General features: G+C 63.6%; 7 protein-coding genes. All 7 read right to left on the bottom strand.

Going from position 1 to position 13613, the window contains the following annotated elements:
• Positions 1 to 2 precede the first annotated feature (2 nt).
• Positions 3 to 920 (bottom strand): hypothetical protein, encoded by a 918-nt coding sequence (locus tag BM337_RS08395; protein ID WP_218155536.1) that lies wholly within the window; start codon positions 918 to 920, stop codon positions 3 to 5.
• Complete coding sequence (locus tag BM337_RS08390; protein ID WP_218155535.1) at positions 917 to 5701, bottom strand: DEAD/DEAH box helicase; 4785 nt, start codon at positions 5699 to 5701, stop codon at positions 917 to 919. The genes BM337_RS08395 and BM337_RS08390 overlap by 4 nt, the downstream gene beginning before the upstream one ends.
• Before the next feature lie 257 nt (positions 5702 to 5958).
• The gene (locus BM337_RS08385) at positions 5959 to 7965 is read right to left on the bottom strand and encodes a DUF5591 domain-containing protein (protein ID WP_177227347.1); all 2007 of its coding nucleotides are present in this window, start codon (positions 7963 to 7965) and stop codon (positions 5959 to 5961) included.
• A gap of 80 nt (positions 7966 to 8045) precedes the next feature.
• Positions 8046 to 11222 (bottom strand): DEAD/DEAH box helicase, encoded by a 3177-nt coding sequence (locus BM337_RS08380; RefSeq protein WP_089815935.1) that lies wholly within the window; start codon positions 11220 to 11222, stop codon positions 8046 to 8048.
• Positions 11223 to 11506: 284 nt separating this feature from the next.
• Positions 11507 to 12205: a 7-cyano-7-deazaguanine synthase QueC gene (gene queC, locus BM337_RS08375; protein WP_089815933.1), complete on the bottom strand. Its 699-nt coding sequence runs from the start codon at positions 12203 to 12205 to the stop codon at positions 11507 to 11509.
• A gap of 8 nt (positions 12206 to 12213) precedes the next feature.
• On the bottom strand, positions 12214 to 12834 hold the full coding sequence (gene folE, locus BM337_RS08370) for a GTP cyclohydrolase I (protein ID WP_089815931.1): 621 nt from the start codon (positions 12832 to 12834) through the stop codon (positions 12214 to 12216).
• A gap of 4 nt (positions 12835 to 12838) precedes the next feature.
• Positions 12839 to 13612 carry a 7-carboxy-7-deazaguanine synthase QueE gene (locus BM337_RS08365; protein ID WP_089815929.1) on the bottom strand — a complete coding sequence of 258 codons (774 nt, stop codon included), beginning with the start codon at positions 13610 to 13612 and terminating at the stop codon, positions 12839 to 12841.
• Between the last annotated feature and the right edge of the window lies 1 nt (position 13613).

Below are 13613 nucleotides of genomic sequence, written 5' to 3'. Positions count from 1 at the left end.
TATCAAAGGTCGTAGCGCGTGAGCCAGTTCACGTAGCGACGGTCGATCGCCGAGTTTGCCGGCTCGAGGTCGTTCGCGGCAGTCTTCGCCTCGCGGACCGCAGGTGACCGACGGGCCGCCGCGGGGTCGAACGTACTGCCGTCCGCGACGACGGCGTCGTTGAGGTTGTTCGCCACCTCCCTTGCGGTGTCCCGGTCCCACTCGATGCGCCGCCTGAGCCATCGCACTAGCTCCGGGACCCCGCCGTCACCGTCCAGAGGAACCGACCCGTACTCGCTCGGGCGAGCGAAGATGTCGCTCAGTGCATCATACAGCGGCAGGTACGGGGCGTCGGGCAGCACCTCGAACAGTTCCGTCGTGTCGGCGAGCGATTCGCCAGTCACGACGGTGTAGAGTGAAGCGTTGTCCTGCACGAAGACGTTCTTCGTGTCGGAGAGCGGGAACCGCCACCCGGCGTCTTCGTATGCCGACTCGAACGTCTCGTACACGGACGCGTAGGTGCCGAGCATATCGACGAACGGTTCCTGGAACAGCGGTCGAAGCGAGTCCTGTGGCTGGAACCGGCGGTCGTCCGTGAGCACGAACAGTATCGAATCGGTCGTCGAATACCGGTTGATGAGGTACTTGATCGTGTACGGCGTCTCGTGTTCGTAGTGCCGGTTGGTGACGACGCCGAAGTCGGGATTGTCGTCGGGGATGTCGAGGCCGTTGCTGACGACGTGGTAGTCGTAGTCGAGTTCGTGGTGGCGGCCCCCGCGCCCGAACTGGCACCACGACGTGGGGTAGGTGAAATCGTCCACGCCGAGGTAGTGGAGGGCTGGCAGCCCGCGGAGCAGTCCCCAGCGCGAGTTCTCTCTCGGGTCGTACAGGCACGCGATGGCGGCGTCCTGGACCTCGTTGAGGAGCTGGTCGCGAATCACTGGCTGCCCCCGACGACGGCGCTCAGCGTCCGCCTGTCGAGCAGGTCGTTGTCGAGGTAGTACGCGGGCGTCCGGGCCAGGAGGAGGCACTCGTCGCAGTAATCGCTACACCGGTCGCAGTCGGCGACCTCCCGGACACGGCGTTCGACGGCCTGGAGTCGGTCCAGGACCTGCCACGTGATGCCGTTGCCGCCCTGGCGTGAGTCGACGACGTGCACGACGACGTCCGTTCCCGTGGTCGTCGCCTTCACGCGGAAGTCGTCGCGGTCGCACTCGGCGACGATGGCGATTGCCTTCTCCATGGCCTGTTCGAGGCTGACGAGCGCCTGGGGCCAGGAGACGGTATCGTGAGCCAGGGCCTGGTAGCGCTCTCGGACGGCTGCTTCGTCGAAACGCATCGTCAGCCCCTGCGTGAAGTACTGCTGGCCCACCGGGCGGTAGATCTCCTCCTCGACGTCCGCCATGCGTTCCTGCCAGGAACTGCCTGTCGACCCGCCGGCCTCGTCACGCTCGATGACGGCCTCAGATCGGAGAATTTCCTTGTCGCTTCCCCTGGTGTGCCACCGCTCGAAGGCGTAGACGAAGTCGGTCACCTCGAGCTGTCCGTAGGTGAGGCGCGCGTCAAGCCCGAAGACCGACCGGCGCTCGTCCACCCTGATTGCTGCATCGTCGGTCGGTTCCTCGATGAACGTCGACCGGAGCCCGCGTGTGGTGTAGCCTTTCTGGCCTCCTTTGGCAGCCTTGCACTCGACGGAGCTCACGCCGTGGACAGGTGTTTCGACCATCTCCTCCTCGCAGTGGGGACAGGTCGTACCGTCGGCGTCGTAGCTCTGGAAAGGCCGTTCGCACTCGTCGTTCGCACAGACGGTGACGGTCGTCAACGGCGTCTCGGTCCCGTGGACGTCGTCGACGATGTAGTCCGTCCCGTGGAGCGTGAGCACCGATCCGAGGTCGTTCTCCTCGCCGGGGAACATATCGTACAGCCGGCCCGACCCTTCGAACTGGATGCCGTCGTTGGCCCCGGTGAACCGGACGGGGAACTGCTGGCCGAACGACCGGTAGTTGGCCAGGTAGCCGAGGCGGCTGAGCCAGCCGTCCAGACGGCCGTTCTGCTCGGTGAACGACTTGTTCATCTCCCCCTCCCCGGACATACTGGTCAGCTTCGAGAACGTCTTGTCCATCCGGTCGTCGAGGGAGAGCGGGCCGTCGCCCTCGAACACCTGCTCGAACAGTTCGACGCCGCGTTCGCCGAAGATGTCCTCGATATGCCGAACGACGGCATCGCGCCGCTCGTCGAGCATGAACTCACGGAGGATGTCGAGCTGGTTGGTCACCGAGTTGATGAAGTTGACCAGATTCTCCTTGCGCTCGTCGATGCGGTACATCTTCTGGAAGACGTTACTCTCGTGGGGGTTCCGGGCGAGGTAGGCGAACGTCTCCGTGACCACGTGGCTGGCGAGGAGCTCGTCGAACTCGTAGGGATCCGGGACCCGGACCGGTTCGAACTCACCGAGGAACGTCTCCAGATTCCCGTAGTAGTGGCTATCGACCGGATGATTGCCACGGATGGCCGTGACCACGAGTGAGGAACTTCCCCGGGTTCGTCCCGTTCGCCCGCTCCGCTGGACGTAGTTCGTCAGCGTCGGTGGGATCCCCACCTGGGCGACCGTGTCCAGTGTGCCGATGTCGACGCCGAGTTCCATGGTCGGCGTCGCGCTGACGATGTTCACGTCCGGGTCGTCCTTCCGGAACCCTTCCTCGATCGCTCCGCGGAGGGTATGCGGAATGTTTCCTTTGTGGATCCCGACGGAGATGTACTCCGGAATCGCCCCATCCCGGATGAACCGGGTGATGTCGTAGGCCCAGTGATCGACCGCGTATTCCCAGTCGCTGGCGGCGGTCGCGTATCCCGGATCGGCGACGAATCCCTCGTCGGATTCACGGAACCGCTGATACGTTTCCAGCGCCGCGTCGCAGTGGAGACACGTCGTCGGAGCGTCGCCATCGGCAGTAACGGGATACGAACGGTAACACCCCGCACAGAACGCCGCCTGTGGTAGCAAGACGAGGTCACTATCGTCGCGCTTGGGCGTGCGCGTGTACACACCGCTCTCCGGCTCGGGAGTCAGATCGCGCTCGACGACTTCCTCTCTGGCCGCCTCGATGAAGTCGAACACCTCGTGTTTGACGGCCTCGGACTGCGACGACGACTGGATGGTCTCTCTGGCTTCGTCCCAGGACAGTTCGCTGATGACACCGACGTCGAGCAACGTCCGCAGCTGCGAATCGAGATGCCGGTCTATCAGCGAGCGGTCGTAGCCCAGTCGAGAGTCCAGCCGGTCGAGGGCCTTTTCGCGTGTCAGGCCAGCGAACTGCATCCGCTGCTTGGAGAAGGAAGGAGCCGACGATCCCGCGAACAGCTTGTACAGGGCGTGACCGACCTGCAGTGCTTCTAGATTCTCTGTTTCGTACACCGGCGCGGCCGTGACGAGGGCGCTGTCCAGCAGGTGATCACAGTTGGACAGCATGGCGTGGGCCTCGATGTCGTCGAGCAACGTCCGGAGGAAGTTGTAGGCCGTCCCGTCCTCGTTGACGTCGTTCTGGATGAGCGGGTCCCAGTACTCTTCGCGGAGTCGGTCGGAGACGGCTCGGAAGAGGTCGTAGTTGTCCGCCCGCCCGCCCCTGTCGATGAGTTCGTCGACGTAGAGCGTCTCGGCCATCAGCCCGTACTCCGTGTCGATGATTCGGTCGCCGACCGACTCCGCCGTACTCCGCGAATCGGAGAACACCAGGGTCTTCTTCGACGGAGAGACCCGGCAGAGCTCGGTCAACATGTACGAGAGCAACGACGGCGTCGGGACGCCGACGTCGGAGAGCTGGGGAGTTCCCTTGCAGCCCGGACACCGGTCACCTCCCGACGGGACGCCACTCGCGTCAGCACCGACCGGGATGAACGACGAGTCCGCCGACGCGTCGCGCCCAGAGACGCCACCGTCTCCGACAGTCCCGTCAGCCCCGATTTCGACGTACGGCTGGTGGCACCGTCGACAGAACTGCATCTCCAGCAGGTCACTACCGCAGTCGGGACACCGGCTGTCCCGCGCCACTCGCTCGCAGTCGCGACACCAGTACACCTTGTACGGCGGCTTGAGGAAGGTGTGGTACTTCTCGGTGACGACGCCCGCGAGGCGGCCGAACGCCAGTACAGACTGGAGCACTCCTTCCGGGTCGTCGACGCCAGTTTCGGCGACCTGGTCGACGAGGGCGTCGTAGTGTTTGAACCCCACGACGCCCGTCGTCTCCTCGTCGAACCAGTCGGCGAACCGGGCCACCTCCGGGACGTTGGCCATGGCGTACTCGAACCAGCCGGACTGGATTCCACTGGCTTCGACCACCGCGTCGACGACGCGCGTCTGGCCACGGTCTGTCGTGACGACGGCTTCGGCGTCGGGGAACCGCTCGGGGTCCGAATCCGTCGCCCGGGCCACTGCCTGGTCGATCGGTCCTGTCACCCAGTCGCCGGCCGCGTTCCCCAGTGATAGCGGCGACGACCGGGTGAGCAGCCCCACGGTCTGTAGTGTCTCCACCGCATTTCCAAGGCCATACTCCGTCGAGAGCGTTCCCGCGTCGACGTCGAGGACGTGCACGAGCGCGAGCGTCGTCACGAGGTCGTCGATGGTACACGGCGCCAGCCGCTCGAAGTCGGGCGTCCCCTGGGCCGCGAACTCTCGCGCCCGGAACTCGACGGTGTTGATAGCTGTCTCGTCAGCCCCCGTCAGGTCCGCAGCCAGTTCCGTCGGATTGTCGACGGTCGCGGAAACCATCGTGATCTGTGGGTCCCGGTCCGCGTAGTAGGCCTTGAGACGCTGGGAGAGCAGCGAAACCGCTGCGCCCTGGATACCACTCCAGACGTGGGCCTCGTCGAAGACGACGTGCTTGAGTGGTACGTCTCCGGGCTGTTCACCCAGAATACCCCGGGTCTCCTGGTTGTCGCTGACGAACATGTAGTCCAGCGCCTCCGGCCCGGTCAGGAGGATGTCGACACCCTGGCGGATACTCTCGCGAGTCACGCGAAGCCACGGGTACGAGTGGTCGTCGGTCCCGACGTTCATCTCGCCGAGGACTTTCAGCTTGTCGTCCTCGCGTGGACACTCGAGTCCCCGGACGTACGACCCGACTTCGATTTCGTGGTCGCGCGTCCCGACCCGCGAGGGCGTGTCGGAGTCCCAGATACCGATCGTGATCCGGTCTTCCGGATCGCGTCGGCGGTTGATCTCGTCGAGATACGAGACGAACCGGTTGAGCTGGTCGACGCCGAGCGTCTTCATCGGGTACAGGACGATCGCCTTCAGCCCTTCCTCGTCGGTCGACAGACAGTGGTCGAGGATCGGCAGGAAGAACGACTCCGTCTTCCCCGTCGCCGTCGGCACGGCGAGGATGTTGTCGTCGTCGTTGGCGTCGATCGTCGCGATCGTCTCGGCCTGGTGCTGGTAGAGCGAGCCGTCGGTGTCGCCACCGAACAGCTTCGCCGTGATCGCCGCGACGATGTCCTGATGATAGCCGAGATCGGAGAGGAACTCGGCTGCAGTCTGGTCGTGGAACGCCGGGGCGTCGACGTACTCCACGTACGGGCCCTTTCGTTCGACGAGGTCGTCTTCGACGAACGACTGGGAGTTCGCGATCCCGTCGACGTCCGTGAGCTTCGTCAGATTCCGGTTCCACCACGTTACTTCGGCCGCTCTGTCGACGGCCCTGTCGAGCCGGTCCCTTGGTGTGTTCATCGTGCTTGGTGAGTTGAAAATGGTACTACTGCCCCGGTAGTTAGTTCTCGTGGCCGGCACAGCGGCGGCGTGCTGAACCGGGAGATCCGTCTGAAACAGACTGGCCGGTCGATCGTCCCTCGTGGTTCCACAGCCAACATTGGTATCTGAGAACAGCCGTGGGGCAACTCTCACTCACTTGAGGACGCCTCACCTACTTAAATTGTAAACCGTCTGCAGAAACGACGAAACTCGTCGACAGAATTAACACCTGGTTCTCAGGACCCAGTCGCGAGTTCGTGGTCCAGGTGTTCACGAAGTTCCTGCATATTGCTCGAACGGAAAAACTCCGTCAGCTGGAGCGCTTCGGGGTCACGGGGGAAGACGGTCCCGCGGCCGTACGTGTCGAACGCAGTTTCGATGACTTCACGATAGGTCTTGCTCGTCACGTACCCGACGATTTCGTCGAACTGGTCGCCGTAACGGTCGAGGAACTCGACGAGTCGGTCGGTGACGAGTTCCATCTGGGCATCATCCTCTTTCGCGAGCACGTACTCGTACTCGAGGACCGGCTGTTCCTCCTCGAAATCCTTCGGAACGGGCCCGTACATCCCCGAGACGGTGACCTTGTGGGTATTCTCCCGGTGTCCGCCTAATTTCTTCGAGAGCACGGAGTGTGTTCGCGATTCGGAGTAGGGCTTTTGCTGACTGCACGGGACGACGAGGAGGACGTCTGTCTCCGACGGTGGTGCGTACTCGCGGGCCAGGACGTCGAAGTCGTGCGGACTGTGTTTGAGCGAAATCGTCCGACTCTCGGTCGCCTCGTCGACGCCGGCGTCGAACGTCGAGAGCTTCGCCTGGTCACTCGTGAGGTCCATCCCCGCGACGAGGTCGTACGCACCGCGTTCCTCGAGGTCTGCTTGCAGTCCGCGGTCGTCGTGCAACTGCGCTTCCTTGAGACCCTTTTTGATGTCGTCGTCCTTCCTGGCCTCCTCGACGACGTAGTCCAGGAGCGTTCCCTGCCGAATCTGCTCCCGCACACGCATCAGTTCCTGGTTGTACACCTCGAAGTTGTGCCGTGCCAGGTGCGCGTAGTAGTCGCTCTTGATGAACTCGCCGTTGGCTTTCCGCTCCTCGCGCTCGTCGTAGCCCATGTCGCTGTTCAGGACGTGCATCATCTCCTCGTAACTCGCGACGTCGCTCTCGGGGCCACAGAGCGTGCAGTTGGGCATGTCACAGGGGAAGTTGCCGTCGTCGTCGATGTACGCCGGGAGGTCCTCCAACGCGACGTTCTCCCACTCGCCGGGGACGACGTACTTCCTGTACTTCGCAGCCTGAACGTGGCTCGAACAGTCGAACGAGTCGACGCCGAGGAGCGCCAGCAGGGAGACCTGCTTGCCACCGATTCCGAAGACGTGCAGTCCAATCTCGTCCGCACGTGCCTCCGGGATCGCCGCTTTCGCCCCCTGGATGAGTTTGACCAGTACGTCCATACTGCTCCGGAGGGGGACGAGCGACCCGAGAGCGAATCCCTCGAAGGCGTGGTTGAGACCAGCCTCGTCCACTGCCTCGATGAAGTTCCCGACGTACCAGCTGACCGTCTCGAAGTCGGTGCCGTGGAGGGCGACGTACACGCCGGGCTCGTTCCCCTCGGCTTTGCGGCGTTCGAGGTGTTCTCTCGCGCGCTCGTTGTCGTTGTTGTCCGCGGTCAACAGGGATGGGTCGTCGATGATCCGCAGACACTCCACGGCGCTCTCGATGCTCTGCTCCATCCGCTCCATCTTCTCTTCCTCTTTGAGGTCTGGCGGAATCGGATAGTCGAGCGTCGCGATGATGTCGGCACCGAAATCGAGCTGGAGCCCAAGAATGCTCGCCGGGTTGGTGTAGAGCCCCCAGTCGTTCTCGTCGCCACCTTCGGTCGGGGCGTCGCTGAACGTGTTCGAGTTCATCAGCTTGAACCCCCCCGAGTCGATGAACACCGGCGCATCGAGGTCTGGGTACCACTCCTGGAACGGCTGTGTTCGCCAGTGTTCGTTGAGGTTCTTCGGAGAAACGCCGAAGTCCGTGAAACTCATCGCCTGGAACATGACCCCCTGCAGCTCGTCGTTCGCAAAGAGGTTCTCGCGAAGTCGGGACCAGATGCCACCCGAGTTCGTCGTCGAGCCACCGATAAGGCTGACCACGGGAAAGAGCGCCGGCGTATCGACCGGTCCGTGGGGAACGTCGAGTTCTCCAAGCCGGCCATAGCCGTCGTCGCCGACTGACGTCACCCGGAAGTCTGCCATAGATCAGACACCGGTACTCGATTGGCCCAGATAGGTCCTTCGCCTCCGGGATGCAGTCCGGATGATCACCCTCTCGCGGGTCACGAATCGTCCTGCTGCCGACCGACTGCTGCTCGAATCATCGTGACGCGCTGTGCTGAAATCCCGTCTATCGCGGTGAGTTCGTCGTCGGTCGCTCTCCGGAGGTCGTCGAGTTGATCGTAGCCTGCAGCGTGCAACGCCTCCGTCGCCGCGGCGGGTACGCCGCGCACGTCTTCGACTGGTGTCGATGTATCGTCTTCGGAGCCGACTTCCGGTCCACCAGTCGTATCGCTACCGTCCGTCTCCTCACCCGACTCGTCACTACTACCACTGGTAGTCTCATCGTTCGAGGCATCCTCGAGAGTGACGGGAGGCTCCGCGGGGAATTCGTCGAGTAAGGCCCGCGCCTGCGCTAATTCCGCTTCGGACTCGACGAGTACTGGCAGTGGCACCCCACTCTCCGGGGCGACGGGGACGACCCACGACTCGAGTTCGGCGAGTGATTCGTCCAGCAGTGCCGTTATCGCCGGCGAGAGTGTCTGAGTCCCGACCGTCTCGAACGTAGTGATCCGGTCTTCCGTGCCGTACGCTTCCCGGTACTCCGAGATTTTGAACGGGCTCCGTTCCATCTGCTGTCTCCCGTAGCCAGTGTCCTGGTCGCCCCATCCCTGTTCGGTGATGATCGAACGGGCATCGTCCATCCACCGCTGCTGGGGATCCGTCTCGGGGAAGGTAGTCCTGGCCGATTCACGGATCGCTCGGTGGATGATACCCAGACTCCGGAACGCGTCGTAGTGCTCGGCCAGAGGCGATGGATTGTCCTCGACAGTTAGATTCGTCTCGTCGTCATCACTCTCGTCCACCTCGTCCGAACCATCGCCTGACTCGGGCCCCGTCGACGAGTCATCCGTCTCGTCATCGCTCGAACTGGCACCCTCGGGTGGTTCCTGTTGCCCGGACCCGGAGTCGTCGTCTGGTTCCCGGCGGACACGCCCCGTGCTCGCGTCGGTGACCCTGGAGGGATCGGTCTGATCGCCGAAGGCTGCGGCGAACCAGTCTGTCGCGACTGTGGGGGTGTCAGGATGGTCGTCGATCGCTGTCGCGTACGCCGTCTCGATGGCGGTTGCCCGCGGGTCGTCGCGGACATTCGGCGCGCCGAGTTGTTCCAGCGTGACGATATCCGACGCCACGTCGTCCTCGATCGACACTGAAGGCTGTTTGAGGATGCCGTCGGTGTCGGGTTCGAGCACCTGGCCGAAGAACTCCGCGATGGTCCGGACGAACGATTCACCGTCGGGTTCGATCGTGGCGTCGGCCGGCGGTACCCCGACGAGGTGATAGAACGAGACCGTCTCCTTGCCGCCCGCGTCACGGAGCAGGCGACCGAGTCGCTGGACGAGGGACGTGTTCACACCACTGCCCGGGCGGGCGATGTTGATGCCGACTTCGACGGACCTGATGTCGTTCCCCTGTCCGATACGTTTCCCGGGACCGATCAGTGCTTTCTCGTCGGTTTCGGCCTCGTCGAACGACCTGATGATAGAGTCCTGTTTCGCCGCGTCCTGATCCGCGTCGAGTCGTCGGACGACGCGATCGCCGTGCTGGTCGTACAGTTCCTGCCAGATTTCCTTCGCCTCGCGGTAGGACCGGGTCAGCACGAGTACCGGTCGGCCGTCCGAAAGTGCCTGTTCTGCCAGTTCGACGACTGCCGCGAGGTCGGCGTCGAGGTTGAGCCGATGGATCGTCCGGTTGCCGATGCCACTCGCGAGTGTCTCGAGTTGCTTCGTTGGCGCTATGTCGTCATCGCCGTGGTCGCGAAGTCCGGCAGCGAGTGCCGACCCCGAGACGTAGTCGCCAGCCACCTCGTCGACGGTGGCGTTCGGAAGTTCCGGCGCTGCTTCAGCCAGGGCGTCGTTCTCGAGGTGGTACGTCCCAGCGTCGTACTCGACGACGTCGTCGAAATGGCTGGCCGTCTCCCGGAACTGCGAAAGCGAGTCGGAGTCGGTCACTTCGGTGAACGACAGCGTCCACTCGAAGTCTGGGATCACGCCGTCGGCGAGCGCGAGCTGGTGCGTGTAGCGATAGACCAGAGGGAACGACCGGTCGGCCCGCTGGACGAGCGACTCGAGTTGCTCGGTGACGCTGCCGGTCATCGCGAGGACGGGACACGAAGACTCGATGAACGAAACCAGATGGTCACCCCACCCACCCCGTGTCGAGTAGTTGTGCACCTCGTCGAAAATCGCCAGCCGGTAGTCGCTCGGGTCGACGTCTTCCATGTTCCGCGCCGACCGGATGTCGATGTGGCCCCATGGCAGCCGGATACCGGACTCCCGTACCTGCGTGAACGCGGCCGGCGTGTGACAGTGGTCCTGGAACAGCCGCGCCCACTGGACGCCGAGCAAGTCGTCCGTGGTGACGATGAGGACGTCGTTCGGGCGGTCACGGTGTGGGTCCGGGAGGTCGCCGTCGAAAATGTCCGAGAGGCGTTGCTGGTCCGCAGGGTGGAGCGACCCCGAGTCGACGGCGTGTGCGACGGCGGCGAGTCCGAGCACCGTCTTTCCCGTCGCCGTGGCCATATCTACGTACGCGTTCGTGTCGTGGTGCAACCAGAGCGCGAGGCTCTCCAGCTGGTGGTCCCACAGCTCGGTCGTCAGGTCCAGCTCTGCCAGCTGCGTCGTGAGCGTGTCGGCATCGTCCGGGTCAGGCAGCGCCTGTTCGACGACCGGTGCGACTTCCGGAACCGAGGTGAGTTCCGCGACGAGTTCACGGGGCGTTTCAGCGTCGGCACGCAGCTGGCGTGCGAGTTGCGCCGACTGATCCCGCGTCTGGCGCTGTATATTGCGGGTGATCAGTCGCGAGAGTATCTCACCGGGCGGGACGTCACGTCGGTCGACGTGCTCGAGCCCCGCTTGCAACCCGGCGAATTCGACGAGAAGAGTGCCCAGAGCGAACGTGTCCGGGAGCGCCGTCGAGCGCGAGATATCTCCGGTGAGCGCGCCAATGCCACGGAGGTAGTAGTCACGCGCAGCTTTGTCGAGGTCGGCACCGCCAGTCAGAAACCGGGGGTTCTGCGCCTGCGGGTTGACGATGTATTCCCCATCGGTGAGTTTGCGGGCGACGTAATCGATCCGGTCCGGCCACTGGGACTTGTCGAAGTCACTGAGCAGGTCCGCTTTGAACGCCTGCTTGCCACTGACGATGGCGTCGATGTCGATATTGTTACTGTTTGCCATGTGTTAGGAGGCGAAGCGTCGCTCAGTTGTGGGGGCGATTGACACGGGTGATGGACGCTTGTTACCTATGACCTCACAAATAGATTCGCGTCAGTACAGACGGTGATATGTGCGAACAAAGATGCTTTCTCTCGGAGGCTGTTTCACGCGGACCGCGGTGGCCAATGACGCTCATTCCGGTTTCTCAGTCCGCTGCTGGAGATTGATTGTGAACGGGGGGCCAGACGGTTTTGGGTGATTTCAGCCCCAGATAGTATGGGGCCAGATGGGTATCGTAGAAGGCTCTATTCCACGTACGACGGCCGCTCGGCGTACTCGATCGGGTCGCGTGCATCGAGTTCCTGGAACGCCCTGAGTCGGAAGGCACACGAATCACAGGTGCCACAGGCTGGTGCTTCCGCACGGTAGCAACTCCAGGTGTCCTCGTAGGGAACGTCGAGTTCGAGTCCCCGTTCGGCGATGTCCGTCTTCGACCACTCGACGAACGGCGCTTCCATCGTAATCGACGTCGCTGGCTTCGTCCCGACGTCGACGACCTGCTGGAAGGCGTCGAAGAACGCCGGTCGACAGTCGGGATACCCGGCGAAGTCCTCCGAGTGTGCGCCGATGAAGACGGCGCTGCACTCGTTGGCCTCGGCGTAGGAGACGGCCATCGAGAGGAGGTTCGCGTTCCGGAACGGCACGTACGAGGACGGAATCTCGTCGCTGTCCATGTCCGCGTCAGTGACCTCCATCTCCTGGTCCGTCAGTGAGGAGGCACCGATCTCGCTCAGGTGGCTCGTCTCGATGTGCAGGAAATCCGCCGCCTCGACGTGGGCTGCCAGCGCCTGTGCGCAGTCGTGTTCCCTGGCCTCCGTCTGCTGGCCGTAACTCGTGTGGAGGAGAAATAGCTCGTCGTAGCCCTGTGCCTGTGCCTCGTAGGCTGCCGTGGCGCTGTCCATCCCGCCAGATGCGAGGACGACAGCGCGGGTGTTCTGTGTCATCGTCGGATTCAGTCGGTCGTACGGACGTGCTGGTCGAATCGTCGCTGTTCGTCGTCGGTCAGAGCGCCGACAGTGGACCGGGTCACCGTCTCCGTCGCCGTCTCGACGCCGCGCATCGCCTCACAGAGGTGCGTGGCGTGGAGTTCGACGACGACGCCTTCTGCGCCGATTTCCTCGGCGAGGCCGGTCGCGATGTCGCTGGTGAGACCCTCCTGGATCGTCAGTTCTCGTGACTGCCACCGGACGTACCGGGAGAGTTTCGAGAGACCGACGACGGCATCCCCCGGTCGGTAGCCGACGTGCGCTTCCCCGTAATACGGGAGGAGGTGGTGTTCACAGAGACTGTAGAGTGGAATCCCCGTCTTCACGACGAAGTCGTCACTGGCCGTCTCGAACGTCTGCATCGACGGTTTCGCCGCCTCGCGGCCGCCCTCGGTCAGGGTTTCGAACGCCGCAGGCACGCGCCGGGACCACGTCTCGATCAGCGTCTCCTCCGTGGTGTCCTCGCCGACGGCGTCGAGGAGGAGGCGCACGCCTTCCTGTGCCTGTTCCCAGTCGATGGCCGTCTCTGATGGGTGATTCTCTGTCCGTCGTGGCTCGTCGACGTCTGGTGTCACGTGCTCACGCATGGATTCAGGTCCCCGGTGCGTCGTTCCACAGCGTGACGTGCAGTCGCGGCGTGAACTGGTAGCCACGTTCCATCGCCAGTTCGGCGACGGTCTCACGCGTCTCTTCGAGGCGGTCGCGGGTCGCTCCTTCCGGCATGAGGAGGACGTCCGTCGACCGGACTGTCGTGCCCGTCGCGTCGTCGATGCGCTCGACGAGCTCGTCGATCTCCGGCATGTCCGTGCTGTCGGTCACGACGAACTTCAGCTGGAAGTCGTACGTCTCGACCAGCCGGGAGAGTGCCTCGATGTCGATCCGGCGGTCCTCGTGTCGTTCCTCCCACGCACCGTCCCCCTTCGGGTCCCGTTCGGGGGTCGGCGTGCTCGAGGCGAGCTTCGGGCTGATACTCGCGAGGTCGATCGGTGCCTCCCGGTAGATCGTTCCGTTCGTCTCGACGGTGGTGTGATAGCCCGCTTCGTCGAGCCGTTCGAGAAGCTCGACACTGTGGTCGTGCATCATCGGCTCACCGCCCGTCAGCACGACGTGGTTCGCCTGGGCGTGGTTTCGAACCTCCGCCAGCACGTCGTCTATATCCATCCAGGCGTGCGTCGGTTCCCAGGAGGTGTGGTAGGAATCGCAGAACCAGCACCGCAGATTACAGCCACTGGTCCGAACGAAGACGGACGGGACGCCAGCCAGTCGTCCCTCTCCCTGGAGTGAGTAGAACAGCTCGTTGATCGGTAGCCCATCCTGGACTTCCGCTTCGTTTGCCGGGACGGTGGCGTCTGCATTCACCGGCATG

Source organism: Halomicrobium zhouii (genome assembly GCF_900114435.1).
Classification (GTDB): Archaea; Halobacteriota; Halobacteria; order Halobacteriales; family Haloarculaceae; genus Halomicrobium; species Halomicrobium zhouii.
Note: the sequence above shows the minus strand (reverse complement) of the source record. Positions and strands in the feature narration are given on the sequence as shown.

Coding starts and splice junctions, on each gene's coding strand:
- BM337_RS08390 (WP_218155535.1), bottom strand. CDS start 5,701: ATGAACACACCAAGGGACCGGCTCGACAGGGCCGTCGACAGAGCGGCC.
- BM337_RS08385 (WP_177227347.1), bottom strand. CDS start 7,965: ATGGCAGACTTCCGGGTGACGTCAGTCGGCGACGACGGCTATGGCCGG.
- BM337_RS08380 (WP_089815935.1), bottom strand. CDS start 11,222: ATGGCAAACAGTAACAATATCGACATCGACGCCATCGTCAGTGGCAAG.
- queC (WP_089815933.1), bottom strand. CDS start 12,205: ATGACACAGAACACCCGCGCTGTCGTCCTCGCATCTGGCGGGATGGAC.
- folE (WP_089815931.1), bottom strand. CDS start 12,834: ATGCGTGAGCACGTGACACCAGACGTCGACGAGCCACGACGGACAGAG.
- BM337_RS08365 (WP_089815929.1), bottom strand. CDS start 13,612: ATGCCGGTGAATGCAGACGCCACCGTCCCGGCAAACGAAGCGGAAGTC.